The sequence below is a fragment of the Paraburkholderia diazotrophica genome (genome assembly GCF_900108945.1).
In the GTDB taxonomy this organism is placed as follows: domain Bacteria; phylum Pseudomonadota; class Gammaproteobacteria; order Burkholderiales; family Burkholderiaceae; genus Paraburkholderia; species Paraburkholderia diazotrophica.
In genome coordinates this window covers 65,575-89,272 of the sequence record NZ_FNYE01000017.1, presented here as the reverse complement: position 1 = coordinate 89,272, position 23,698 = coordinate 65,575, and the positions used below count along the sequence as shown (strand labels likewise).

The 23,698-nt window shown below is 63.0% G+C and carries 21 protein-coding genes; 9 read left to right on the top strand and 12 right to left on the bottom strand.

Annotation, left to right across the window (positions count from 1 at the left end):
* Positions 1 to 36: 36 nt before the first annotated feature.
* Entirely contained in the window at positions 37 to 1,329 is a 1,293-nt protein-coding gene (locus BMW76_RS21635) for a glycosyltransferase family 4 protein (protein WP_090868875.1), read from the bottom strand.
* Between the two features lie 306 nt (positions 1,330 to 1,635).
* Between BMW76_RS21635 and BMW76_RS21630 the strand changes: the two genes are divergently transcribed.
* On the top strand, positions 1,636 to 4,341 hold the full coding sequence (locus BMW76_RS21630) for an ATP-binding cassette domain-containing protein (RefSeq protein WP_090868767.1): 2,706 nt from the start codon (positions 1,636 to 1,638) through the stop codon (positions 4,339 to 4,341).
* 12 nt (positions 4,342 to 4,353) lie between these two features.
* Here the strand turns inward: BMW76_RS21630 and BMW76_RS21625 are convergent, their stop codons facing one another.
* The 3 genes from BMW76_RS21625 to BMW76_RS21615 all read right to left on the bottom strand — a co-directional run bounded on the left by BMW76_RS21625 (position 4,354) and on the right by BMW76_RS21615 (position 6,238).
* Entirely contained in the window at positions 4,354 to 5,337 is a 984-nt protein-coding gene (locus BMW76_RS21625) for a glycosyltransferase family 2 protein (RefSeq protein WP_090868765.1), read from the bottom strand.
* Positions 5,337 to 5,570 (bottom strand): DUF2795 domain-containing protein, encoded by a 234-nt coding sequence (locus BMW76_RS21620; RefSeq protein ID WP_090868762.1) that lies wholly within the window; start codon positions 5,568 to 5,570, stop codon positions 5,337 to 5,339. The genes BMW76_RS21625 and BMW76_RS21620 overlap by 1 nt, the downstream gene beginning before the upstream one ends.
* 119 nt (positions 5,571 to 5,689) lie before the next feature.
* Complete coding sequence (locus tag BMW76_RS21615; RefSeq protein WP_090868759.1) at positions 5,690 to 6,238, bottom strand: DUF4142 domain-containing protein; 549 nt, start codon at positions 6,236 to 6,238, stop codon at positions 5,690 to 5,692.
* 445 nt (positions 6,239 to 6,683) lie between these two features.
* On the opposite strand from BMW76_RS21615, the gene BMW76_RS21610 reads away from it, so the two are divergent.
* The gene (locus tag BMW76_RS21610; RefSeq protein ID WP_090868757.1) at positions 6,684 to 7,247 is read left to right on the top strand and encodes a hemerythrin domain-containing protein; all 564 of its coding nucleotides are present in this window, start codon (positions 6,684 to 6,686) and stop codon (positions 7,245 to 7,247) included.
* Positions 7,248 to 7,307: 60 nt separating this feature from the next.
* Here BMW76_RS21610 and BMW76_RS21605 read toward each other — a convergent pair whose 3' ends face one another.
* Together BMW76_RS21605 and BMW76_RS21600 are read right to left on the bottom strand one after the other, a co-directional pair.
* Complete coding sequence (locus BMW76_RS21605) at positions 7,308 to 7,613, bottom strand: hypothetical protein (RefSeq protein ID WP_090868755.1); 306 nt, start codon at positions 7,611 to 7,613, stop codon at positions 7,308 to 7,310.
* 47 nt (positions 7,614 to 7,660) lie between these two features.
* Positions 7,661 to 7,966 (bottom strand): hypothetical protein, encoded by a 306-nt coding sequence (locus BMW76_RS21600; RefSeq protein WP_090868753.1) that lies wholly within the window; start codon positions 7,964 to 7,966, stop codon positions 7,661 to 7,663.
* 219 nt (positions 7,967 to 8,185) lie between these two features.
* Here BMW76_RS21600 and BMW76_RS41210 point away from each other — a divergent pair, with 219 nt between their 5' ends.
* Positions 8,186 to 8,356, top strand: a complete 171-nt coding sequence (locus BMW76_RS41210) for a hypothetical protein (RefSeq protein ID WP_177200442.1) — start codon at positions 8,186 to 8,188, stop codon at positions 8,354 to 8,356.
* Positions 8,357 to 8,441: 85 nt separating this feature from the next.
* Here the strand turns inward: BMW76_RS41210 and BMW76_RS21595 are convergent, their stop codons facing one another.
* The 3 genes from BMW76_RS21595 to BMW76_RS21585 are packed head-to-tail and all read right to left on the bottom strand — an operon-like array spanning position 8,442 to position 12,815.
* Positions 8,442 to 10,040: an efflux transporter outer membrane subunit gene (locus tag BMW76_RS21595; protein WP_090868752.1), complete on the bottom strand. Its 1,599-nt coding sequence runs from the start codon at positions 10,038 to 10,040 to the stop codon at positions 8,442 to 8,444.
* A gap of 1 nt (position 10,041) precedes the next feature.
* The gene (locus BMW76_RS21590) at positions 10,042 to 11,634 is read right to left on the bottom strand and encodes a DHA2 family efflux MFS transporter permease subunit (protein ID WP_090868750.1); all 1,593 of its coding nucleotides are present in this window, start codon (positions 11,632 to 11,634) and stop codon (positions 10,042 to 10,044) included.
* Positions 11,631 to 12,815 (bottom strand): HlyD family secretion protein, encoded by a 1,185-nt coding sequence (locus BMW76_RS21585; RefSeq protein ID WP_090868873.1) that lies wholly within the window; start codon positions 12,813 to 12,815, stop codon positions 11,631 to 11,633. Before BMW76_RS21585 ends, BMW76_RS21590 begins: the two co-directional genes overlap by 4 nt.
* Before the next feature lie 364 nt (positions 12,816 to 13,179).
* Here BMW76_RS21585 and BMW76_RS21580 point away from each other — a divergent pair, with 364 nt between their 5' ends.
* The 4 genes from BMW76_RS21580 to BMW76_RS21565 all read left to right on the top strand — a co-directional run bounded on the left by BMW76_RS21580 (position 13,180) and on the right by BMW76_RS21565 (position 18,348).
* The gene (locus tag BMW76_RS21580; protein ID WP_090868748.1) at positions 13,180 to 15,189 is read left to right on the top strand and encodes a protein-L-isoaspartate(D-aspartate) O-methyltransferase; all 2,010 of its coding nucleotides are present in this window, start codon (positions 13,180 to 13,182) and stop codon (positions 15,187 to 15,189) included.
* A 165-nt stretch (positions 15,190 to 15,354) separates the two neighbouring features.
* Positions 15,355 to 16,413 (top strand): flavodoxin family protein, encoded by a 1,059-nt coding sequence (locus BMW76_RS21575; protein WP_245763309.1) that lies wholly within the window; start codon positions 15,355 to 15,357, stop codon positions 16,411 to 16,413.
* Positions 16,414 to 16,598: 185 nt separating this feature from the next.
* Positions 16,599 to 17,066: a GNAT family N-acetyltransferase gene (locus tag BMW76_RS21570; protein WP_177200441.1), complete on the top strand. Its 468-nt coding sequence runs from the start codon at positions 16,599 to 16,601 to the stop codon at positions 17,064 to 17,066.
* Positions 17,050 to 18,348 (top strand): MFS transporter, encoded by a 1,299-nt coding sequence (locus BMW76_RS21565; protein WP_090868742.1) that lies wholly within the window; start codon positions 17,050 to 17,052, stop codon positions 18,346 to 18,348. Before BMW76_RS21570 ends, BMW76_RS21565 begins: the two co-directional genes overlap by 17 nt.
* An 84-nt stretch (positions 18,349 to 18,432) precedes the next feature.
* On the opposite strand, the gene BMW76_RS21560 is transcribed toward BMW76_RS21565, so the two are convergent.
* The gene (locus BMW76_RS21560; protein ID WP_090868740.1) at positions 18,433 to 19,179 is read right to left on the bottom strand and encodes an SDR family NAD(P)-dependent oxidoreductase; all 747 of its coding nucleotides are present in this window, start codon (positions 19,177 to 19,179) and stop codon (positions 18,433 to 18,435) included.
* Between the two features lie 161 nt (positions 19,180 to 19,340).
* Positions 19,341 to 20,897: a methyl-accepting chemotaxis protein gene (locus tag BMW76_RS21555; RefSeq protein WP_090868738.1), complete on the bottom strand. Its 1,557-nt coding sequence runs from the start codon at positions 20,895 to 20,897 to the stop codon at positions 19,341 to 19,343.
* A gap of 239 nt (positions 20,898 to 21,136) precedes the next feature.
* Here BMW76_RS21555 and hmpA point away from each other — a divergent pair, with 239 nt between their 5' ends.
* The gene (hmpA, locus tag BMW76_RS21550; RefSeq protein WP_090868870.1) at positions 21,137 to 22,351 is read left to right on the top strand and encodes an NO-inducible flavohemoprotein; all 1,215 of its coding nucleotides are present in this window, start codon (positions 21,137 to 21,139) and stop codon (positions 22,349 to 22,351) included.
* A gap of 76 nt (positions 22,352 to 22,427) precedes the next feature.
* Here the strand turns inward: hmpA and BMW76_RS21545 are convergent, their stop codons facing one another.
* Positions 22,428 to 23,183, bottom strand: coding sequence for a COG4705 family protein (locus tag BMW76_RS21545; protein ID WP_090868736.1), 756 nt, complete (start codon positions 23,181 to 23,183; stop codon positions 22,428 to 22,430).
* A 228-nt stretch (positions 23,184 to 23,411) separates the two neighbouring features.
* Here BMW76_RS21545 and BMW76_RS21540 point away from each other — a divergent pair, with 228 nt between their 5' ends.
* Positions 23,412 to 23,687: a DUF6566 family protein gene (locus BMW76_RS21540; RefSeq protein ID WP_090868734.1), complete on the top strand. Its 276-nt coding sequence runs from the start codon at positions 23,412 to 23,414 to the stop codon at positions 23,685 to 23,687.
* Positions 23,688 to 23,698 lie beyond the last annotated feature (11 nt).

Genomic DNA, 23,698 nt, shown 5'->3' with positions numbered 1-23,698 from the left:
GAACCATGAGCGGACGACGGGCGACGATGAGCGTCGCTATCCAGCCGCGCCTCCCGCTGCCGAGCGCAGTGCCTCTCCCGATTCGTTGCTGGCAAAGAGCGTGTTCATGTCGGCAACGCGGCGGTAAATGTCCGTCAACGATTCGGCCACGCCGCTCCAGGTGAACTCCGCTTGCGCGCGGGCGAGCCCTGCTTCGCCCATCCGGCGCGCGAGTTCGGGATCGCGTTGCAGCACGGCCAGCTTCATCGCGAGCGCGGCCGGGTCGCGCGGCGGCACGAGCCAGCCCGTCTCGCCGTGCTTCACCGAATAGCGGATGCCGCCGACGTCCGCGCCGATCACGGGCGTGCCGCATGCCATCGCTTCGACGGGCGTGATGCCGAACGGCTCGTACCACGGCGTCGTCACGAACACGTTGGCCGCGCTATAGAACATGCGCAGACGCCGCCGTCCGCGACGGCCGACGAAAGTCGTTTCGTTTGCAATCTGTTCGTGGGTCGCGATGCCGCGCAGCCGTGCAATTTCGGGCGTGGCGATTTCATTCGGCACGTCGGAATTGCCGCCGACGATGTAAAGCCGCGCATCGATGCCGTGTTGCATCTTGAGCGCGCCGACGCCGCGAATCACGTTGTCGATGCCCTTGCGCTGCACGATGCGCCCGAGCTGCAGCACGATGAACCTGTCGCGCGGCCAGCCTAGTGCATCGCGCGCGGCGTCGCGGTTCATCGGATGAAACTCGTCGGCGTCGAAGCCGCACGGCACGATGTCGATGCGTTCGGAATCCGCGTGATACAGATCGACCAGATCGGCTTCGTCTTGCGGACACTCGGCAATGATCGCGTCCGAACGGCGGACGAGTTCGTCCTCGATCGCAAAGCGCTCGTCGGGAAAGCCGTCGTCGGTGCCCTGATGAAGCCGGCGCACGCGTCCGAGCGCATGGAACGTCGTGACGAGCGGCACGCCGAGCGCACGCTTGACTTTGAGGCCGGCCAGCCCGGACATGAAGAAGTTCGCGTGTATCACGTGATACGACGTTTTCTCGCAGCGAAAGAAGCCGATCAGGAAATCGGCGAACTCGCCCATGTACGGCAGCAACTGCTCCTTCGGCAGTTGCAGCGGCGGGCCCGCCGGCACATGGATCACGCGGATTCCTTCCATGTTCGAGATGGACGGTAGCAACGCACGGTCGCGCCGTGTGAAGACGTCGACCTGATGGCCGCTGCGCTGCAGCTGTCTTGCGACATTCGCGACATAGATGTTTTGTCCGCCGCTGTCGACGCCACCCGCAACGGCAAGGGGAGACGCGTGTTCGCTGATGATGGCAATCTTCATCGTGATCCCTTTTGGTTCCTTCATGGCCCGTGTGCTGATGAACATAGGGCGGTTGATCGGAATGGCGCTGCTTCTTCGCAATCGCAGTTGAGCAGTGCGTACCTTCGTTCAGCATGCGATGTGCCGCTCGGTGAGAACGGGCATTTCCATCGTTGTGTGCAATGCGGATGGTTATTTCGTTGGGCGCGCATCGCTCGAAGCGCTGTGGCGTGCCCCGAATTACAAGCGTCGTGTAAAAAGCGCTTCGCAAGTGGGAGGACGTCGGGGGGCGGCGCCGGGCGCACGGCATGCTAACGGCACAGGACGATGGATACGACCCAAACAAACCAATCTCTTTCGCGCATCCGAGGACTGATCGTCGGCGACCTGCTGCGTGCCGTGCTCCGCTACCGGGCGGTCACGGCCGCGTCGTTGGCGCTGATGATCTTCGCGAAGCTCTCCGCCGTCGCGGTTCCGCTGACGCTCAAACATATCGTCGACGAATTGAGCCACCCGGAATCGCCCGTTGTATTCCCCGTGTTTCTGGTGCTCGCGTATGCGCTGCTGCGCTTTTTCGGCGATGCGCTGAACGAGGCGCGCGACGTGGTGTTCAGCGCCGTCACCCAGCGCACGGTTGCGGATTTTGCCGAGCGGACCTTCGCGCATCTGCATCGGCTCGGCGCTCGCTTTCACGCGCAGCGCGAGACGGGCGGCGTCGTGCGCGACGTGCAGAAGGGCACAGACGGGATCGGCTTTCTGCTCGGGACGGCGCTCTTTTCGATCGTGCCGACCTTCATCGAGATCGGCACGATCGTCGCGATCGTGATGCGCAACTACTCGTGGACTTTCACGATCATCATTGCGGCAACTTTTGCGGGCTATGCGGTCTACACGTACATCTTTACGCAGCGGCGTCTCGTCGTGCAGCGCCGCGTCAACGAGATCGAAGCGCAGTCGGACGGGCGGCTCGTCGACAGTCTGCTGAACTACGATACGGTCCGGTTCTTCGCGACGGAAGAGACGGAAACGCGCCGTCTGAGCGCGGTGCTCGCGCAATGGGTCGACGCGCGCGTCGCGAACCAGCGCGCGCTCACGACACTGCACGTCGGACAGAGCGCCGTGATCGCGATGGGCATTGCGGCCGTTCTGCTGCTCGCCGTGCAGCACGTGATGACGGGCGCGATGAGCGTCGGCGATCTCGTGCTGATCAACGCATACATCATCCAGGTGTGCATGCCGCTCAATACGCTCGGCTTCGTGTTTCGCGAGACCAACGACGCGAAGGCCAACGTCGAGCGCATGTTTGCCATTCTCGTCGCGCGCGGTGTGCCGGGTGAGGACGTCGATCTGCCGAACGCGCGTCCGCTCGCGATTACGGACGGCGCAATCGCGTTCGAGCATGTGAACTTCGGCTACGATCCCGCGCGCCAGGTGTTGCGCGACGTGACGTTCCGCGTTCATCCCGGGCATCGTCTTGCCGTCGTCGGCGGCAGCGGTTCGGGCAAATCGACGCTGATCAAGCTGCTGTTCCGCATCTATCAGCCGACGTCGGGCCGCGTGCTGATCGATGGCCAGGATCTGCAAGTCGTGGCGCAGAAGAGCCTGCGCGAAGCGATCGGAATCGTGCCGCAAGACACGGTGCTGTTCAACGACACGATCGCTTACAACATCGCGTATGGCAAACAGGGCGCGTCGCGTGCCGACGTGGTGCGCGCAGCAAGAGCGGCGCAGCTCGACGAATTCATCGAGCGCCTGCCCGATCACTACGACACGCGAGTCGGCGAACGCGGCGTGCGGTTATCGGGCGGGGAGCGGCAGCGCATTGCGATTGCGCGCGCGATTCTCAAGAATCCGCGCATCATCGTGTTCGACGAGGCGACATCGGCGCTCGATACCCGCTCCGAGCGCGCGATCCAGAGCGAGCTGAACCGGCTCGCGCAAGGGCGCACGTCGATCTCGATCGCGCATCGTCTGTCGACCGTCGTCGACGCGGACTGGATACTCGTGATGGAGCATGGGCGCATCGTCGAGCAGGGCACGCACGGCGAGCTGCTGTCGCGCAACGCCGTCTACGCGAAGATGTGGGCGCTTCAATGGCAGCAGGGCGAACTGGAGCATCTGCAGCGCAAGGTATCGGCGCAATCGCTGCGCCTCGATGTGGTGATCTCCGATGCGATGGCGCCGCTGCAAGCCGTCATCGCTCAACGGCGCATCACGTGGCGGATGATCGTGCCGCCGGAAGAGCTGCGGGTCACGGGCGATCCCGTCGAGCTGCAACAGGCGATCGGCATGCTGTGCCAGACCGAAATCGAGCAGACGCGCATCGGGGGGCGTGTCGAATTGCGCGTCGAGCGTCGTCAGAATCATGCGTGGATCAGCGTGACGGGTACGCGCGAGGGCTCCGTTCAGCTCTCGCAGGAAGCCGCGCGAACGATGGAAGCGAAGCTGACCGCGCTCGGCGGCAGACTCACCGTAATGCCCATCGACAACCGCATCGCCTATGTGATGGTCTTGCCGTTGCGGCCCATTCTCGACGACGATGGGGCGGCTTTGCCGCGCGAAGCGTCGCCTTCCGTCAACGACGGTTCGATGCTCGACATGCCGATGCCGCTGAAAGACGTGTGCGTGCTCGCCATCGACGATCAGGAAGACGCGCGCGATGCGCTCGAAGCCGTGCTGAGCGCGAGCGGCGCGCGCGTGCAACTCGCGTCGTCCGGCGACGAGGCGCTGGCCCTGCTCGCCAGCACGCCGGCGCAAGAATGGCCGGATGTCCTGCTGTGCGATATCGTGCTGGGCGCAGAAGATGGCTACCAGGTGCTCGAACGCGTCAGAGCCTTTGAAACGCAGCATGAGATGCGTTCCCGACGACGTCTGCCCGCGATTGCGCTGACGGGCTACACGCAAGCTGAAGATGGCGACCGCGCGGCCAAAGCCGGCTTCGACGCGCATCTGACCACGCCCATCGCGGCGCCCGCGTTGATCGCCGCGATCCGCAATGTTGCGGACAGGCAAGGCGAGCCGCTTGCGTCATAAGACATGGAGAATCTATCGCCCGGTTGTCTCTTCGTATTGTGTCGTGCGCGATTGATCGGCGTTCACGGTCTGGGCCGGCTGCGGCATCGATTGCAGATCGCGTTCATGACGCTGGACCACGCGGCGCATCGCAAGCACGCGATCGGGCAGGCGCTTGCGTTCGCGCAGCGCCCAGCGCAAGCCGCGCAGCATCGCGCAGCCGTCGTGCCATAGCGTGCGTTCGCGCCTGAAGGTCGAGAATGCGCGCAGCGTCCGCGTCAATGCCTCTGCAACAGGAAGACGCATCCATCCGATCCACGCCGCGTTGCGCGCGAGCGTGCGCCGGCGCAATGTGCTGTCGCGTGCCGGCGACGGGTCATGCCTGACCATCAGCGCGTCGCGATAGACGATCGCGTGTCCATTCGCGAGCACGTCGAGTGCGACGAGTTCTTCTTCGCCGCCAATGAAAAGGCGCGCATCGTAGCCGCCTGCCTCGCGGAACACGGCCGTCCGGAATACGCAGGCGCCCGCCATGTAGCCGATGAGCGACGGGCCGGGCAGCGTGCCCGAATCGAGCGGGCTGTGCTGCATCAACAGACACGTCTCGTCTGTTTCGCCCGGCTCGCCGACTTCGATCCGCGCGTTGAGTACGCCGATTTCAGGGTGCGCGTCGAGCAACTGCACGGCCTGTTCGAGCGAGCCCGGCTCCCACCATGTGTCGTCGTCGCAGAACGCGACGTACTCGGTATCGACCCATTCGATCGCACAGTTGCGGCCCGCCGCGCCCATGTTGCTTTCGCATTGGACGATGTGCACGTCGGGGTAGGTGAGGCCGGCCATCAACACTGTTTCGTCGGTGGATGCATTGTCGGCGACGACGATGGGGGGACGCTCGGGCAGCGCGCGCAGACGCCGCAATGTATCGAGAAGGCGTGAGGCCCGGTTGTGCGTCAATACGACGACGCTGATCCGCGAGCCCGCACGCCGTTGCGCATCATTAGCAGCGCTGGCTTGCATCACTGGATGCGCGAAATTTCTTTCGACACGGCAGCCGGACTGTCGTAGTTGTGATCGGGAAGCTTGTCGATCAGATCCACGATGTCCGTGTTCGCGTGATTATGGCGAGCCCGTTCGACCAGCTTCTCGCGCGTGGTCGGATAGTCGACGCCGGAGAGCGCCTTCTGGATATCGATAGGGTTGGGTTGTCCCGGATGACGTTGATCCTGTGAACGAGCCGGATGCTGTGACATGAGCTTTCTCCCTGGTTATCAACGCAGCGCGGACCGTGTTGCCTGCCGCGATCTACGAGAAGTTGCATACGCGATGCCAGCCTGTTGTTGCGGCTGTTACGTTATTGACGCTGCGGTCGCTATTCTGAAACCCCCTTCTTGGCCGCGAGGTCCTGCGCCATCTGGTAGTGCTTCTGGATGGTCGGCAAGGCGTCTTGCGCCGCTTTCTTCAGCTTCGCGTCCTGGCCGTTCGCGATCTCTTTCTCGAACGCCGCGACGGCTTCCTTGTGGCCTTCGAGGCCGACCTTCGTGATGTATTCCTTATCGAATGCCTTGTTATTGAGTTTGCTCAGCGAGCCGATCAGTTCCGTGTCGGAGTTGTCCTTCGGTACGGTCACGCCGTGAGGCGCGGCCATTTTCAGTTGAACGGTCAGCTTCGTGTGATCGAGCATCATATGATGCGCGAACGATTTCACATCCTTGTCCTGCGAATGCTTGGTGGCCAGTTTGGCCGCATCGATTTCCGTCGATGACGACATCGACGCCGCCTGCACGAAGTCCCTGTCGGCCTGTGCCAGCGGATTGGCCGACGTCGTCGAGGCGGCTTCCGTTTGCGCCGCGGCTAGCGGCGAAACAGCGAGCGCGCCCGCGTAGAGGCTCGTGCAAATGATCGCGAATTTGAGCTTCATCTATTTCCTCCCTGAGTTGTGATCGACCCGTCTGGCCGATGACTGGTTAACTTCATTGGAGACGGAGCAAGCAGTGAACCGCATGCCGGCCATCGCCGCCGCTTAGCGTTTCGATTCCTCCGGCACAGGGTTCTTGTCCTGCGTCGATTCGAGCCTGTTTTCCGATGCGGGATGTTTTCTGCTTTCCTCATCGTCCTTTGCCTGTTGCACCGTGTCGGCCGGTGGGTTTTTCTTGTGATGTGTATCCTGTACGCGTGAACGGTCGGAGCCTTGTTTCATGAGCTACCTCTACAGTCGATGCGTGGTTCTTGACCTTTCTCTGCCGTGCAATCACCGTACCCGCGCACCTATGGGCAAGCATCACGGCGACGACGCCCGGAATGGTGCTTGCTGAATCCGGTCGAAGCCGTGTTCATTTATTAGCGAAACTTTCCAGGAGGCGATCATGAGCGAAGACGCAAACAAGGAACTCGCAGCCGAGGCCGCCGTGGAAAACGCGGCGCACGACGCGATCGAAGTGCTGAAGTCAGATCATCGCGTTGCGGAGCAACTCTTCGACGCATTCCATAGAACAGCAGACACCGATCACGAAGCAAAGCGCGCGCTCGTGCAGCGCGCATGCGAAGAGTTGACCGTTCACACGCTGATCGAGGAGGAGATTCTTTATCCCGCCGCATACAAGGCGCTGGAGCATTCAGAGGAAATCGACGTGGACGAAGCCTACGTCGAGCACTTCGTGATGAAGACGCTGATCGCCAGATTCGAATCGCTGAAACCCGGCGACCGCGGTTTCGATGCGACATTCGAAGTGTTGTCGGGAATCGTGCGTCATCACATCGAGGAAGAGGAATCCGTTCTTTTTCCGGAGTTGCTCAGGAGCGGTGTCGATCTCGTGACGCTCGGCGAGGAAATCGCCACGCGAAAGGAGGTGCTGATGAAAAGGCTGGAAGCGGCGGGCAGCAAGCCCGCCAGGGACGGCAGCGCCACGCTCGATCGCGGGACGAAATGACCGCGAAGTGACGGCGAAGTGACCGCCAAGCGACGAGCGGCGCGAATGAATCGTAGTTCGTCATTGGCCGTCACGCTTGCTCGCTGCAAGCGCGGCCTCCACTGAAGGCATCTGCTCGTCGCTCGCGCTCACGCTGAGCGTGAACCTTGCGCCCGTATCGACGTCTTTGAATTTGCGGTCGTATTCGTCCGGTTCCGAGCGTCCCGTTTCGCAGTCGCCCGTCAGGAAGTTGCCGCGCACGCCGCCTGCTTCGTCGGCTTGCGACCATAGCGATACGCATTCGGGCGGCACGCCGCAGCGCAATACGGCGTCGCGCGCCGCATTGGCTTCCGACAAGGTTTCGATGACTCGGGCGATTATCGGCATCTCGGTTCTCCAATCGGATTGCGTCCCGGTGGTGTATGTCCGGTGGTCTATTGGCTGGCCCCGGAAGGCACGGTACTTGCGCCCGCCGAAGGTCTGCTGGCGACGGGCGCCTCGCTCGATGGGGACGGCATGCTCGCTGCGGACGCGTTGCCGCTGGCGCCTTTGGCTGCCGCGCTTTGCCCAGGCGTGCCGCTCATGCCTGCCGTGTTGCTCATCACGCCGCTGCTGCCGGAGCCCATGCTGTTCGAGCCGCTATTGGCGTTTTTATCGTCGACCTTTTTGCAGCCAACTGCGCCGAATGCAAATGTGGCCGCCGCGAGCGCGGCAGAAAGACGACGCGCGACGAGTTTCATATCCGAAGCTCCTTTGCGAACGGTATGGCGCCTGACGACGTGCGCCCATCCGTATATAGTCGGTGTAGCAACGCTTATTCCAGCGTTCGCCCGTCGCGGATGGTGCACACATGGGCTCCTTGCGGCGATGTATCCGCCGCAAGGAGCGGGCCGCGTTCTTGCAGGTACGTGCAGGGGCCGGTTGATCATCGGACTTTAATGACGTCAAGGAGCACTGCGATGAAAGTGAGAGTGACCAATGAGGGGGACACGCCCATCCGCCTGATCGTGGACGGCGACCCGGTATTGGGCGAGACGGTCGAGCCAGGGGCGGAAATGGTCATCGACGGTGAACTGGTGGAGATTCAGGATCTGGAGCCAGGCCAGGTCGTGCCCGAGGACGAAGAGTGACGTGAGTGAGTGACGTGAACTGCATCGCGCGCAAAGCGGCGCGCGTTCCATCGCGTCGGGCGTAACAGAACAACGATGCGCTGCGTCAGCGAGGCTGCAGATCGCGGACGGCATCCTCCTGCCAGCCGCCGCCAAGCGCCTTGTACAGTGCGACGAGATCGGTGGACACCTGCATCGTCGCCTGTGCATGTTGCTGGCGGGCCTGCGAAAGCTGGCGCTCGGCATCGAGCACGTTGATAAAGCTGACAAGCCCCTTCCGATAGCTGTCGCGCGCGAGGTCGAACGCACTCTGCTGCGCGGCCGCCTCGTCGGCCAGCGCGTCGCGATGCGACTGGTCGGTTCGATAGACGGTGAGCGCGTTATCGACATCGCGCAGCGCGCCCAAAACCGCCTTGCGGTAATCGAGCGCGGCGACCTGCTGTTCGGCTTTCGACAGATGCAGATTCGACACGAGCGCGCCGCCCTGAAAGACGGGCAGCGAAATCGCGGGACCGACCGACCAGAACAGATGCGACCAGCGCGCGAGGTCACGCGCATTGGTCGCACGCGTGCCAATCTGCCCCGTCAGCGAAATGTCCGGGAAGAACTGAGCCACGGCGACGCCGACATTGGCCGTTGCGGCATGCAGGCTCGCTTCCGCGCGGCGTATGTCGGGCCGCCGGCGCGCGAGCGTCGACGGAACGCCGACGGGAATCGTCGGCGGGCCGGGCGGAATCGCGGATGGTGCGGCAAGCTCGGCGTCGAGTGCGCCCGGTGTCTCGCCAATCAGATACGCGAGGCCGTTCATCGCCTGCTCGGCCTGCTGATCGTATTGCGGCAGCAGCGCGCGTGTCTGCGCGAGTTGCGCGCTCGCGCTCTTCACGTCAAGCTCGCTCGCGAGCCCCACGCGAGCCTGGCTCCTCGTCAAATCGACGATCGTGCTCTGCTCGTCGACGAGACTCGACGTGAGCGTGTGCAGCGCCTGTGCGCCGCGCAACTGGATGTACGTCTGGGCGACCTCCGCTTCGAGTGAGATCAGCGCATCGTTGCGGCTTTCCTCTGCCCCTTTCACTTGCGCCGTGGCCGATTCGACGGAGCGCCGCACACGACCGAACAGATCCAGTTCCCACGACGCGTCGAAGCCCACCTGCCACAGGTTGATGGGCTCCGTGAACCGGTTGAGCGCATTCGTCGCCGCTTGCTGCACTTTGGGCCCCGCGCCTGGTGCGATCTGATCGATGGGCGAATTGGGCTCGCCGAGCCGGTTCACATCGTCATAGATGCCTTGCGATTCGAACAGGCCTTTTGCGCCGAGCTGCTCGCGCTTATAGCTCGCCGTGGCGCTGATGTTGGGCAGTCCCTGCGCAGCCGTGCCCTGTACCTGCGTGCGCGCTTCGACGATGCGCCACACCGCCTGCTGCAATTCGAGGTTGCCCTGCACCGCGCGCGCGATCAGGCTTTCGAGCGTGGGATCGTCGAAGCTGCGCCACCAGCGGGGATCGGGGTCCGAGTCGATGGTCGGAACGGAGGCGGGCGCGTGGCTGTCGTTCATTTGTTGAGTCGCCGTGCGCTGCATGTCGTGCCACGTCGCGGGGGCATCGGCGGAAGGCGGCTTGAAATCCGGACCCACTGTACAGCCGCTTGCGAGCGCCACGATGCAACATGCCGCTATCCACCGAGCGAGTCCATGCAAACGCGCGCGCATTTCAATGTCCTCCTGCGCCGCCCGATGCCTTCACGGGCGAGAAGAGCAGTGTCATCGGCGCGCAGGCGAAACAGAACACGGCGAGGATCGCGAACACGTCGACATACGCAAGAATCGTCGACTGCGCGACGAAGGTTTCGTACATGCGGCCCGTCGCGGACTGGAGCGACTGTGCCATCGGCGCGCCGTTCAGTGCGGTGATCGCGTGAGCATTCTGCTGGAGCGCGTCGTTGAAGTTCTGCGACAGCGGCGACATATGCACGGACAGATGCGCCATGCGCGCCTGCACGCGCTCGCGGATCATCGCTGTCGACAGCGATATGCCGATCGAACCCGCGACGTTGCGAAACATCGTGAAGAGCGCGGACGCATCGTCGTTCAGCCGCTGCGGCACGGTCAGATAGGCGAGCGTCGTGATCGGCACGAACAGAAAGCCGATCGCGAGCGATTGCGAGCTGCGCATTTTCACGAGCGTGAAGTAGTCGATATCGGGCGTGAGCGTATGCGAATAGATCAGCGCGACGCCGAGCAGAACAAAGCCCGTCATCACGAGAAAGCGGGTTTGCACATAAGGCATCAGCTTGCTGATGACGGGTATCTCCATCGTGATGAGCAGCGCGCCGGGCGACAGCACGAGCCCCGCGAGCATCGCGGTATAGCCGAGCTGCTGCTGGGCCAGTTGCGGCACGAGCACGGCGCTGCCGTAAAGAATGGTCGCGAACGCGGCGATGCAGATGCAGCCCAGCGCGAAATTGCGGTCCTTCAGGCAGACGAGATCGACGACGGGTTTTTTCGTGTAGAGCAGCCAGAACGTCGCGCCGACGATGCCCGCCACCGCCAGCACTGCGAAGATGCGGATAAACGGCGACGCGAACCAGTCGTCGTCCTCGCCGCGATCGAGCATGACTTGCAGGCAGCCGAGTCCGATTGCGATCAACACGATGCCGATGTAGTCGATCGACAGCTTGCCCGGCGCGTTGCGCCATGGCGGATCTTCGACGAGCTGCATCACTGCGAGCGACGTCAGCACCCCGAAGGGCACGTTGACCAGAAAGACCCAGCGCCACGAAAAGTTGTCCGTGATCCAGCCGCCGAGCGTCGGTCCGAGCACGGGCGCGACGACGATCGCGACCGCGGAGATCGAAAACGCGCGGCCGCGCTGCGCGGGCGGGAAGGTGTCGAGAATGATCGACTGCTGATTGGGCTGCAAGCCGCCGCCGAAGAATCCTTGCAAGACGCGGAACACGATCAGCTGCCCGAGATTGGTCGCGACGCCGCACAGAAACGAGCAGATCGTGAACGCAACGATGCAGACGACGAAGTAGCGCTTGCGGCCGAGCACGCGCCCGAAGAAGCCGGATATCGGCAGCACGATGCCGTTGGCGACGAGATAGGACGTGAGCGTCCACGTGGCTTCGTCGTAGCTCGCCGACATCGTGCCCGCAATGTGCGGCAGCGCGACGTTCACGATCGTCGTATCGAGCACTTCCATGAAAGCGGCGAGCGTGACGCAAATGGCGATCAGCCAAGGGTTCGCGGCGGGCCGCCAGTTCGATTGTGCGTCGCCTTGCGGTTGCGATTGGGCATCCGTCATTGCAGATATACCTTCGGCGTGACGGACAGCCCGAGGCCGAGCGGCGGCTGTCCTTGCGGCATCTGGCTGTCGATGACGATCTTGACGGGCACGCGCTGCACGATCTTCACGAAGTTGCCCGTCGCGTTCTCAGCGGGAAATGCGGAAAAGCGCGAGCCCGAGCCCAACTGGAAGCTGTCGACATGGCCTTCGAGATCGAGCTTCGGATAGGCATCGACTTCGATCTTGACCTTGTCGCCGGGCCGCATGCGTTCCAGTTGCGATTCCTTGAAGTTGGCCGTGATCCACACGCGCGTCGTCACGATCGAAAACAGCGAAACGCCTGCCTGAAGAAAGCTGCCGTATTGAACGTTGCGCTTCGTGATCCAGCCATCGGCGGGCGCGCGCACTTCGCAATACGAGAGGTTCAGCTGCGCCTGCTCCAGTTGCGCCTGCGCCTGGTCGACCTGCTTGCGGCGTTCTTCGACGAGCGCCTGCGCTTGCCTGATCTGCTGCTCGACGAGACTGGCCGTCTGCACTTGCGCCTGGGCTTGCGTCACGTTGGCCTTCGCGCTGCGCCATTGAGCGTCGGCCGTATCGACGTTCTGTTGCGACGTCGCGCGCTGATCGACGGCGTGCTGGCGTTCATACGCAGCCTGTGCCTGCCGCATGCTCGCGCTTGCCGACGACGCCTGCGCCTGAGCTTCGCGATACTCGGCGGGATACCGGACGCGCGCGATGTCCAGTTGCACTTGCGACGAATCGAGCTGCGCCTTTGCGAGTCCCAATTGCGCCTGCGCGGCATCGACCTGCGCCTGGTAATCGCGTTTGTCGATGACGACGAGAAGCTGACCCGCGTGCACGTATACGTTGTCGTCGACTGCGAGGCGCACGACGTAGCCGGATACTTTCGGCGCGAGCGTAACGGCGTTGCCGTCGGTGTAGGCGTCGTCGGTGCTCTCCTGGTTGCGCGTCGCGAACCACCACACGAACGCGATGACGAGCAACAGCACGACGACGGCGGCAAGAATGATCAACGGCAGCTTGCCGGGGCGTTTGCGCTCTTTGCCCTGGCCGTTCTCATTGCCGCTTCCTTCTTGCCCGTTTCTTTTGTGCGCGACCTGTTCTCCATTCTTTTTTGGCTCGCTGGAAGAGGTGTGCTGTTCGGGTTGCTGTTCAGCGGAGCCGGTTTGATCGGACATGGGAAGCGCGTCGAAGAAGAGGTTCGATGAATGGAGCGAAATCGGGAAGGCAACAGGCGACACGACAGGCATCGTGCGCCACCGTTGCGCGAGCAATTTTCGGACTTGCTCGTGGAAATGGCGGGCGGGCTGCCCTGCGTGCATCGTCATGGCAAGCGCGACGCCGGACGAAAGCCGTCGCGATGGAAGATGGGTTCCAGCGGTTGTAACGCTGACACGCCAGCATACGCTGTGCCATCGCGGCACGAAGCTGCGTTATGGCGCGTGTAAGCAGTCGAAATGTTGTCGCACGCGCGGCAGAACATCCGGGGAACAGCCGATGCTCGCAATGCAGACGTATTCAGCAATAACGTCCCTGTGAAAAATGGAAGCATTCGATTTCGAGCGGCAGCAAATGGTGGACAGGCAGATCGCCTCGCGAGGCGTTCGCGATCCGCGTGTTCTGGATGCGATGCGCGCGCTGCCGCGACATGTGTTCGTGCCGAACCACTTAACGGAATTCGCTTACAGCGATACGCCGTTGCCGCTAGCGGGCGGTCAAACGATCTCGCAGCCGTTCATCGTCGCGAAGATGATCGAGGCGGCGGAACTGTCGCCGCAAGATCGCGTGCTCGATATCGGCACGGGCTCGGGTTACGCGGCTGCCGTTGCGTCGCGGCTTGCATCGCATGTGGACAGCATCGAGCGCGATACGTCGCTTGCGGCATCGGCGAGGCAAACGCTGTCTGCGAACGGCTACACCAATATCGACGTGCACGACGCGGACGGCACGCTCGGCTGGGCGGCACGCGCGCCGTTCGACGCGATCATTGCGGCAGCGGGCGGCCCCGATGTGCCGAGCGCATGGCGCGAACAGCTCGCGATGGGCGGAAGGCTGGTGATGCCGATCGGCGAGCATCGCGAGCGTCAGCGGCTCGTCAAGCTCACGCGCAAGAGCGCCACGCAGTTCGACGAAGAGGACCTGGGCGAAGTGCATTTCGTGCCGCTGATCGGTGAGCAGGGCTGGCCCGAGACCGACGATGCGTTCGCTCCATCGCCGCAGGCCGCGCATGCATCGGAGCGCGACGGATCGCAAACGATGTCGCTTGCGGGCCTGATTGCGGACGCGGCGCGCCCGTTGCCAGCATTCGACGATGCGTCTTTCGGCGATGCATTCGATTTCCTCGCGGCAAAGCGCATCGTATTGCTGGGCGAGAACAGTCACGGCACGTCGGAGTTCTATGACGCGCGCGCGGCGATCACACGGCGTCTCGTCGAACGGCACGGTTTCAATATCGTCGCTGTCGAGGCGGACTGGCCGGACGCGGCCAGCATCGATCGTTACGTGCGGCAGCGCGATGGGCGAAGCGACGCGCTTCCGTTCCAGCGCTTTCCCGCATGGATGTGGCGCAACGAAGAATTTGCCGCTTTCGTTCGCTGGCTGCGCAGCCACAACGAGCCGCTCGACGCGCGGCAGCGCTGCGGCTTCTATGGTCTCGACATGTATAGCCTGTCGGCGTCGGTGGCGGCCGTGCTCGATTATCTCGATCGCACCGATCCCGAAGCGGCAGCCGTCGCGCGCGAACGGTACGGCTGCTTGACGCCCTGGCAGAAAGACCCGCAGGTGTACGGGCGCGCAGCGTCCTCGGCGGGCTTCAAGACCTGCGAAGATGCCGTCGTCGAGCAGTTGCAGCAGCTATTGCGCACGCGGCTCGACGACGCGCATGAGGATGCCGAAACCTGGTTCGATGCGGCGCAGAACGCGCGGCTCGTCGCATCGGCCGAGCGCTATTACCGGATGATGTACCGCAGCGCCGCCGATAGCTGGAATCTGCGCGACACACATATGTTCGAAACGCTGGAGCATCTGCTCGAATCGCGTGGACCCGACGGCAAGGCGGTCGTATGGGCGCACAACTCGCACATCGGCGATGCGGCCGCAACCGAGATGGGCCGTGTGCGCGACGAACTCAACGTCGGGCAGCTTTGCCGTGAGCGCTTCGGCGACGCCGTTGCGCTCATCGGATTCGGCACGCATGTGGGCACCGTGGCTGCGGCGTCGGACTGGGATGGTCCGATGCAGATCAAGGTCGTGCGGCCTTCACGGCCGGACAGCTACGAGCATCAGTTCCATGCATCAGGTCAGACGCGCTGCGTAATCGATCTGACAGGCACCGGGCGTCCGCAGTTGCGCGAGCGCTTGCGGGAGCCGCGACTCGAACGCTTCATCGGCGTCATCTACCGGCCCGATACGGAGATGCACAGTCACTACATGGAAGCGACGCTCTCCGAACAGTTCGACGCATTCGTATGGTTCGACTCGACACACGCAATTGCGCCGCTCGCCACGCGCGCCACCGAGCGCGCGCCGGACCTCTATCCGTTCGGCGTCTGAAGTCTGCGTCATCGGCGGTCATCGGACGATCGAAACGGCGTGGGAACGCTGCTTGCAGGACAGGTAGCGTTCGCGCGCCTTTGCGCGCGTCATGGCGGTGATCAAGCAGGAGTGAATCTCGTGACGAGCCCGACAAAGAAGTCCGAAGGTAAGCGGCCTGTCGTGATGAAAGGACAGGTGACGCAGAAAATGACGCGCGAAGCGTTTCGCGAGCGCTTCAACGCGCGCTTTTACGATCCCGCTTTCCGCGCCGAAGACGGTGCCATCGCGCGGCTCGAAGCGATCGCATGGCGGGCGTATCAGGAAGGCCGCAAGGCGCCTGTTACGCAGAAGGCAGGCGCGGGCTACGCGGACCCTGACTACGACTTATCCGTTGAATGGCGCGAGGCGTCGCAGCGGGTGAACGCGGCGCAGGCGCGTCAGCAGGACCCGTCGACGCGTTCGCGCATTCTCGTCATCAACGCATCGTCGCGCAACGACTACACATGCCCTGGCGAAATGTCGAAGAGCTTTCGTCTCGCGAAGCGGGTCGAGGCCGTCATCCAGGCAGCGAATTTCGATGCGGACTTTCTCGACCTGTCGCTGCTGTCTTCCGATCACGACCGGCACATTCATCCGTGCAAGGGCTGTGTATCGACTGCGATGCCTTTGTGCCACTGGCCATGCAGTTGCTATCCGAATCATTCGCTCGGCCAGGTCAACGACTGGATGAACGAGATCTACGAGCGGTTTGCGGCCTGCCACGGTGTCGTCATCGTGACGCCCGTGTACTGGTATGAATCGCCGAGCACGCTGAAGCTGATGATGGACCGCCTCGTGTGCGCCGACGGCGGCAATCCCGATCCGTCATCGACGCATGGCAAGGATGCGCAGCGCGCGAAGGAACTGGAACTGGAGGGATGGCCGTATCCGAAGCATCTGAAGGGACGCGCGTATGGCCTCGTCGTACACGGCGATGTCTCGGGTATCGAAGGATCGCGCGCGGCGCTCGCCGACTGGCTCGACTGGATGGGCTTCATCGAAGCAGGCGCGCAGGCGCGGCTCGATCGCTACATCAACTATTACGCGCCCTATGCGACGAGCCACACTGCCCTCGACGACGACAAGGGTGTGCAGGCGGAGACGGATAACGTCGCGCGCGCCGTCGTCAACGCGGTGACGGCGATCCGCGCAGGCGAACTGCGCCGGCCCGACGACGCGCTCGAGCCGCCGCGCGCCAAGTGAGCGACTCCGCTGCAAGCGCGGCGAGCAGACGCCGTTGGGACGCATGGGGCCGTGAGCGATTCCGCTCGCATCGGATCGGCGCGCGCTGTCACGCACTGCCACGCACCGCAGATTCAGGAATCGCACTTGCTCGAACCCATATGAAGAAAGGCTGCGAGACGGAGTACGTGATGATGGAATCAGCTATGGATTTTGTGATTCAGCGCGAAGATCCGTATTCGCTGGATGCACAGATATTGATGGACGAACTGAGCGCGATGCTCGCTACACTTTCCGGAGACGGCGGTCAGTCGCGCTTCTGCGCCGACGATGTGTGTTCCGCGAGAGGGGCATTCGTGCTCGCACGAACGTCGCAAGGCACGCCGCTGGGCTGTGGCGCTTTCCGGCGCTTCGACTTCGGCGTCGCGGAACTCAAGCGCGTCTACGCGCGGCCCAACAAGGCGGGCGTGGGCCGCGCGCTGTTGAGCGCGCTCGAAGCGGAGGCCGTTGCAGCGGGCTATCACACCCTCGTGCTGGAGACGCGAGCGGTGAACCAGCGAGCCATTGCGTTTTACGAGCGCAACGGCTATTCGCCCATCGATGTTTTCCCAAGCTGCTCGGACCTGGCGGACGCACGCTGTTTCGCCAAGACGCTTTATGGCATCGACGCCTGAGCGGACGCACGCGTTCGCCACGCACGTGAAGCCCACCAAACCGCTACTGGCCGTCAGTTTCTTTGCGGCCGACGTGCAGGCGGGTGTGGGTCCGTTTCTCGGCATCTACTTGCAGTCGCGAGGATGGACGCCCGATACGATCGGCACCGTGCTGACGCTCGGCGGGATCGTCGGCATGCTCGTGACGACACCAGCGGGCGCGCTCGTCGATGCCACGCCTCATCGGCGCGCAGTCGTCGTCGGCGCGAGTGCGCTGACGATCGTCGCCGCGTGCGTGATCTGGCTATCGCAACGCTTCTGGCCCGTCACGTTGTCGCAGATCGCGACGGCCATCGCCGGCGCCGCGATGGGTCCCGCGATGGCTGGCCTGACGCTCGGGATGACCGGGCGCAAAAATTTCGACCGGCAGTATGGCCGCAATCAGGTCGCGAACCATGCCGGCAACATCGCGGCGGCGGCGTTGTCGGGCGTGCTCGGATGGTGGCTCGGCATTGCATACGTGTTCGCGCTTTCAGCCGCGTTCGGTCTTGCGTGCATCGGCTCCGTGCTGCTGATTCCGGCGCGCGCAGTACATCGTCACTATGCGCGTGGCCTCGCGCACGACGACGAGCAGGACCCGTCGCAAGTACACGCCGACAGCATGCGCGTGCTGCTGCGTTGCCGGCCGCTGCTGGTGCTTGCCGTCGTGCTCGCCGCATTCAACCTCGGCAATTCCGCGATGCTGCCGCTCTATAGCCTTGCGGCTTCGGCGGCTCATCAGGACGGCGCAAGTCAGATCACGGCGGCCAACATCATCATTTCGCAGATCGTGATGTTGATCGCAGCCGTCTACGCGAGCCGCCTTATCCGCCGCTGGGGCTTCTGGTGGGTCATCCTCGCGACGCTGATCACGCTGCCTCTGCGCGGGTTCACGGCTGCCTGGCTCACGACGCCTCTGGGCATCTTGCCCGTGCAGATTTTCGATGGCATAGGTTCCGGCCTGCAAAGCGTCGCGATACCCGCGCTCGTCGTGCATCTGTTGCATGGCAGTGGCCGCGTGAATCTCGGTCAAGGCGCAGTGAAGGGCGTGGAAGCCGCGGGCGCCAGTCTGAGTCCGTTGCTTGGCGGATGGCTCGCGAACCGCTTCGGCTTTTCGCTTGCGTTTGTCGCGCTCGGAAGCCTCGCAGCCATCTCATTGGCCGTGTGGATTGCGCAAGGCGCACGGATACGGCGAGCCTGCGATTCGCGCCGCGACGAACTCGACAAGATGGCCGATCTCGACGTGTCGGCGCTGCTTCATTGAACACGTCAGCGCTTTCGCTTTGCGACCGACGTCACATCATCGGCATATGCGGGTGATGCGGATCGTCCAGCGTTTCAAAAGCGGCTATATGAAACTAATACCGCCGTTGACAGGGATCGTTTGGCCCGTGATAAACGCGTTCCCGACGATCATCAGCACGACATCCGCGACCTCGCTCGCTTCGCCCAGGCGCCCGACGGGCAGCCGTTCCGCGACATTGGACGCCTTGAGCGGCCCGGCCATTTCCGTGTCGATGGGTCCCGGCGCAACTGCGTTGACGGTGATTCCTTCACGCGCGAGGCGTGCCGCATAGCCGCGCGTGAGACCTTCGATGCCGGCCTTCGATGCGTTGTAGTGAATGCCGACCAGGCCCGCGCCGCGCGCGGCCGCCGACGACAGGTTGACAATGCGGCCCCACCGTTTCGCCCGCATGCCGTGCATCACGGCTTCCGTGCAAAGAAACGCCGACTTCAGATTGACGGCGAGCGTTCGATCGAATTCCGCTTCCGTGAGATCGTCGATGTCGACGATCGTCGCCGTGCCTGCGTTGTTCACGAGCACATCGACAGAGCCGAGACGGCTTTCCACTTGCTGGATCATCGCTTCGATTTCATCGGCTACCGATACGTCGGCGCATACCGCGATCGCGCGGCCTCCGGCGCGCTCGATTTCAGCGACGACGTCAGCGGCTTCGTTCTCGCGTTGCCGGTAGTTGACGGCAACGGCGGCCCCGGCTGAGGCAAGCGCAATCGAAATAGCGCGTCCGATTCCGCGCGAGCCGCCTGTGACGAGGGCGACGCGGCCGTTCAGGCTGAGCGAATGAGCGGGCATGAGGAACTCCTCTTTCTTGCGGGATGGTCATGCCTAGTTTGCCCCTTCGGCAGCGATTTCGCCGGCGAGTCGCACGGATGCATTCATCGGGCTTTCGGCTGTCGTGTGCGTGTTTCGTGTGCGCGTCAGATATCAAGGCGGCGCAGCGGGGCCTGTCACGTTCACGCGCCTTCGACGCGAAATACCGAGACCGAACCTTTTAGCGCAACCGTCTGTTCGTCGAGCGCCAGCGCGGCTGCCGAAGCCTGCTCGACGAGTGCCGCGTTCTGCTGCGTGACCTTGTCCATCTGCGCGATTGCGCGGTTGACCTGTTCGATGCCCGACGATTGCTCTTCGGAAGCAGCCGCGATTTCGCCCATCAGATCGTTGACCCTGTTTACCGAGATCAAAATATCGGCCATCACCTGGCTTGCCTGTCTGGCTTGCTGCGTACCCGCTTCGACGCGGCCGAGCGAATCGGTGATGCGCTCCTTGATTTCCTTCGCTGCGCCAGCGCTGCGCTGGGCAAGCGAACGGACTTCGCTCGCGACGACGGCGAAGCCACGCCCTTCTTCACCGGCGCGCGCGGCCTCCACGGCTGCGTTGAGCGACAGGATGTTGGTCTGAAACGCAATGCCTTCGATCACGTTCGTAATATCCGCGATCTTGCCCGACAGGTCCGACAGCCCTTGCATCGTCAGCACGACATCGTGTGCCGCGCGATTGCCCTGTTCCGTGATGAGCGCGGTGCTGCGGACGAGTTGCGTCGCCTGCTTCGCGTTGTCCGCGTTCTGGCGGACCGTGCCCGTCAACTGTTCCATCGACGAGGCCGTTTCCTGCAACGCGGCGGCCTGTTCCTCGGTGCGCTGGGACAGGTCCGTATTGCCGCTCGCCATCTGATGAACGCCTGTCGCAATGGTGTCGGTGCCGCCATGCACGGCCTGCACGATGCCGCCCAGGCTGCGCTTCATGTCCCGCATCGACTCGAAGAGCTTGCCGATCTCGTTGGTCGATTCATGCCGAATCGCGACGGTCAGATCGCCGCGCGACACGTGCGCGAGCACGTTCATCGCTTCTCTCAGCGGAAGGACGACGGTGTGATCGAGCGCGTAATAGACGAGCACGATCAGTGCGCACGACAGTGCCAGCAGGCCGATGGCGATTCCTTTCAGCAAGGTTGCGTTCTGTTCCTTGGCGTTCTGCAATTGTGCCGATTCGCGGGCGGCCACCGCAAAGAACGCATCCGCCGATTTGCCGAACGCCGCGCTCGTGCTGGTCATGGGCCCCTCGTTCGTCTGCGCGTACGCCGTCACATCGTTCTTGCCGATCGCGCTGAAGAGCTGATCGATCGCATTCGCGTGCGTATGGAATGCGTCGGCCACGCGATTGGCCACCTGCTGCTGATCCGCCGTCTCCTTGGGAATTGCCTCGAACGCGCTGAAGGCCTTCTTCGCCACGTCGTAGTAGCCTTGCGCCGCCGCGACGGCCGTATCCTTGTCCGCAGGATTCGCGGAAAGCGCGATGTAGGCCCGGCTCAACGCGCTACGCGTCTTCAGATTGTTGATATATACATCCTTGAGATGGACGGTTTCGGCGTTGAGGGTATTGATCTGCTCGGACAACGCGTTGGTCCGCGTCAGAGAATAGATACCGAACAACGCGGTCGCCAGAACCAGCGTCCCGAACAGCGCGAGCACTGCGATAAAACCCGTTCGCACGGGCAGATCTTTCAATTTCATGGTTGTCTTTTCGAAAATGAGCCGTGAATCCGGCTCGTCACGAGCGCGAGAGGCAGCAACGTGGTGCCGCGGTTCTGTTAACGGGCGCTTAATTGAAAACTTGATAGCCGGTCGATGCATGTGGCGATGGAAAACCGGCCGGTCTCGATCATCGTGAACGCAGCAAGACTGGCGCGGGCGAGGCATTCCGTATGCAGCGAACCCGCGATGCAATGTGACCACCACAGATGGAGGGAACGATGCTCACACAGCGTACGAAGGACATTGTCAAGGCGACGGCTCCCGTACTCGCCGAACATGGATACCCGATCATCCAGCGCTTCTATACGAGGCTGTTCGACGCGCATCCCGAGTTGAAGAACGTGTTCAACATGGCGCATCAGGAGCAGGGGCAACAGCAGCAGGCGCTCGCGCGTGCCGTCTACGCGTATGCGGAAAATATCGAAGATCCGGGCAGCCTGGCGGCCGTGCTGAGGAACATCGCGAACAAGCACGCGAGCCTCGATGTGCGTGCCGAACACTATCCGATCGTCGGCGAGCATCTGCTCGGTGCGATCAAGGACGTGCTCGGCGACGCGGCCACCGACGAGATCATCTCTGCCTGGGCGCAGGCCTACGGCAATCTCGCGGATGTGCTGATGGGCATGGAAAGCGAATTGCGAGAACAGACAGCCACGCAGCTGGGCGGCTGGACGGGCTGGCGCACGTTCGTCGTGAAGGAGAAGCGCGCTGAGAGCAGCGTCATCACGTCATTCGTGCTCGAGCCCACCGACGGCAAGCCTGTCGTCAACTTCGAGCCGGGCCAGTACACGAGCGTCGCGGTGCGCGTGCCCGCGCTGGGCTTGCAGCAGATTCGCCAGTACAGCCTGTCCGATATGCCCAACGGCAAGACGTATCGGATCACGGTCAAGCGCGAAGCGGGCGATGCGCAACGGCGCGAAGGCTACGTGTCGTCGCTGCTGCACGAACAGGTCAAGGTCGGCGACGAATTGCAACTCGCTGCGCCTTACGGCAGCTTTCATATCGACGTCGATGCGAAGACGCCGATCGTGCTGATCAGCGGCGGCGTCGGTCTCACGCCGATGATCAGCATGCTCAAGCGCGCGATCCAGGACCCGGGGCGCCGCGTCGTGTTCGTGCATGGCGCGCGCAACAGCGCCGTCCACGCGATGCGCGACAAGCTGAAGCAGACGGCCGCAACGCATTCGAACTTCCGCGCGATCATCTTCTACGATTCGCCGCTGCCCGCCGACGTGCAGGGACAGGACTACGACCATTCCGGCTTCATCGAACTCGACCGGATTGCGAGCGAGGTCATGCTGCCCGATGCCGACTACTATATCTGCGGGCCGATTCCGTTCATGCGCATGCAGCACGACAAGCTGAAGAGCATGGACATCCATGAATCGAAGATTCACTACGAGGTGTTCGGGCCGGATCTGTTCGCCGAGTGAATCGCATCGGCCATCGGCTGCTATGACGCGTTATCGATCGCGCGGCGTGATGAGCGTCGCGCGATGGATCGGCACGTTAGTGCGATGCCTCGGCGGCCCGCTGCCTGAACACGGTCCCGCAGACCAGAATGAACACGACGAGCGCAATCGATGCGTTATACCGGCTCATTGCAAGACCGCCGTTGGCGATCGGCTTGTCGAGGAAGTCGCCGACCACGGCGCCGAGCGGCCGGGTCAGGATGAACGCGGCCCAGAAGAGCAGCGTTCGCGGAATCTCCGTTGCGTAGTACGCAATGACGAGCACGAGCAGCAATCCGCCGAAGATCAGCGCGGCACCGGAATAGCCGACGCCTGCCGTGTCGGCCGTCCAGTCGCCGAGTGCCGTGCCGAGCGTCTGCGAGAACATGATCGTGACCCAGTAGAACACTTCGGCCTTGCTCGTCGACACCGTCGTGACGGACACCGAGCCCATCGTGCGATACCAGATGAAGAGCGAGGCGAGCAGCAGGAACACGAGCAGCGCGCTGCCGCCCGCATAACCGATGCCGAGCGATCGATCGACAAAATCCGCGAGCGTCGTGCCGACCGTTGTCGTCGCGATTATCGTGACCCAATACAGCGCGGGGCTGAAGCGTTCGGCTTTCATTTGTGCAACGACCGCTACGAGAAATATCGCGGCGAAGATGATCGTGCCGACCAGATAACCCAGATTCATCGACATCGAGACGGCATCGCCGCCCGTTTCGCCGAGTGTCGTCGCGGCGATCTTGATGACCCAGAATGCGAGTGTGACCTCGGGAACCTTGACTATCGCGTTGTTCGCTTTTTCCATGGCTTTAGCGTGAAATCCGGTTGGGACATGGTGGTTGAATTGAAGAACTCGCCGGCCGATATCGTCGATTGCCTGTCGAATCAATGTGCAAATCGGCGAGCGGCCAGCGGCGCAAGGCGACAGGCTACGGATGTTTCCTTAACAAACCCTTAGTGCCGCGACACGTTTGCGAGGGGCACACCGCTTGCTCGCCGAAAGCAGGCTCTCGTTTCAAATGAGGTGACGACTATGAATTCATCGACGACCTCGGCCGACGGCGCATGCTACGAGTATCACGGTTATACGGTGACGGTCGGTGCGACGAGCCAGGACGGTGAGAACTGGCTGCCCGCGATCGACGTCGAACGCGACGGGCAACGAGTGGAACTCGACGCGCCAGAGAACGCAGTCCCGTTTTGGGCGACTCGCGCGGAAGCGCTTCGCGCGGGCATCGAACGCGCGCGCTATCTGCTCGACCGGCGCGATGGCCTGCTCGACGAGCGCAATCCGGGCCGCCGGGGCTGATTTCAATCGAT

What these genes read in the sequence shown, in the direction of transcription:
- BMW76_RS21595 (WP_090868752.1), bottom strand. Translation starts at nt 10,040, where the DNA reads ATGCGCGCGCGTTTGCATGGACTCGCTCGGTGGATAGCGGCATGTTGC.
- hmpA (WP_090868870.1), top strand. Translation starts at nt 21,137, where the DNA reads ATGCTCACACAGCGTACGAAGGACATTGTCAAGGCGACGGCTCCCGTA.
- BMW76_RS21555 (WP_090868738.1), bottom strand. Translation starts at nt 20,897, where the DNA reads ATGAAATTGAAAGATCTGCCCGTGCGAACGGGTTTTATCGCAGTGCTC.
- BMW76_RS21560 (WP_090868740.1), bottom strand. Translation starts at nt 19,179, where the DNA reads ATGCCCGCTCATTCGCTCAGCCTGAACGGCCGCGTCGCCCTCGTCACA.
- BMW76_RS21625 (WP_090868765.1), bottom strand. Translation starts at nt 5,337, where the DNA reads ATGCAAGCCAGCGCTGCTAATGATGCGCAACGGCGTGCGGGCTCGCGG.
- BMW76_RS21565 (WP_090868742.1), top strand. Translation starts at nt 17,050, where the DNA reads ATGGCATCGACGCCTGAGCGGACGCACGCGTTCGCCACGCACGTGAAG.
- BMW76_RS21620 (WP_090868762.1), bottom strand. Translation starts at nt 5,570, where the DNA reads ATGTCACAGCATCCGGCTCGTTCACAGGATCAACGTCATCCGGGACAA.
- BMW76_RS21610 (WP_090868757.1), top strand. Translation starts at nt 6,684, where the DNA reads ATGAGCGAAGACGCAAACAAGGAACTCGCAGCCGAGGCCGCCGTGGAA.
- BMW76_RS21580 (WP_090868748.1), top strand. Translation starts at nt 13,180, where the DNA reads ATGGAAGCATTCGATTTCGAGCGGCAGCAAATGGTGGACAGGCAGATC.
- BMW76_RS21605 (WP_090868755.1), bottom strand. Translation starts at nt 7,613, where the DNA reads ATGCCGATAATCGCCCGAGTCATCGAAACCTTGTCGGAAGCCAATGCG.
- BMW76_RS21575 (WP_245763309.1), top strand. Translation starts at nt 15,355, where the DNA reads ATGAAAGGACAGGTGACGCAGAAAATGACGCGCGAAGCGTTTCGCGAG.
- BMW76_RS21630 (WP_090868767.1), top strand. Translation starts at nt 1,636, where the DNA reads ATGGATACGACCCAAACAAACCAATCTCTTTCGCGCATCCGAGGACTG.
- BMW76_RS21585 (WP_090868873.1), bottom strand. Translation starts at nt 12,815, where the DNA reads ATGTCCGATCAAACCGGCTCCGCTGAACAGCAACCCGAACAGCACACC.
- BMW76_RS41210 (WP_177200442.1), top strand. Translation starts at nt 8,186, where the DNA reads ATGAAAGTGAGAGTGACCAATGAGGGGGACACGCCCATCCGCCTGATC.
- BMW76_RS21590 (WP_090868750.1), bottom strand. Translation starts at nt 11,634, where the DNA reads ATGACGGATGCCCAATCGCAACCGCAAGGCGACGCACAATCGAACTGG.
- BMW76_RS21600 (WP_090868753.1), bottom strand. Translation starts at nt 7,966, where the DNA reads ATGAAACTCGTCGCGCGTCGTCTTTCTGCCGCGCTCGCGGCGGCCACA.
- BMW76_RS21570 (WP_177200441.1), top strand. Translation starts at nt 16,599, where the DNA reads ATGGATTTTGTGATTCAGCGCGAAGATCCGTATTCGCTGGATGCACAG.
- BMW76_RS21615 (WP_090868759.1), bottom strand. Translation starts at nt 6,238, where the DNA reads ATGAAGCTCAAATTCGCGATCATTTGCACGAGCCTCTACGCGGGCGCG.
- BMW76_RS21545 (WP_090868736.1), bottom strand. Translation starts at nt 23,183, where the DNA reads ATGGAAAAAGCGAACAACGCGATAGTCAAGGTTCCCGAGGTCACACTC.
- BMW76_RS21635 (WP_090868875.1), bottom strand. Translation starts at nt 1,329, where the DNA reads ATGAAGATTGCCATCATCAGCGAACACGCGTCTCCCCTTGCCGTTGCG.
- BMW76_RS21540 (WP_090868734.1), top strand. Translation starts at nt 23,412, where the DNA reads ATGAATTCATCGACGACCTCGGCCGACGGCGCATGCTACGAGTATCAC.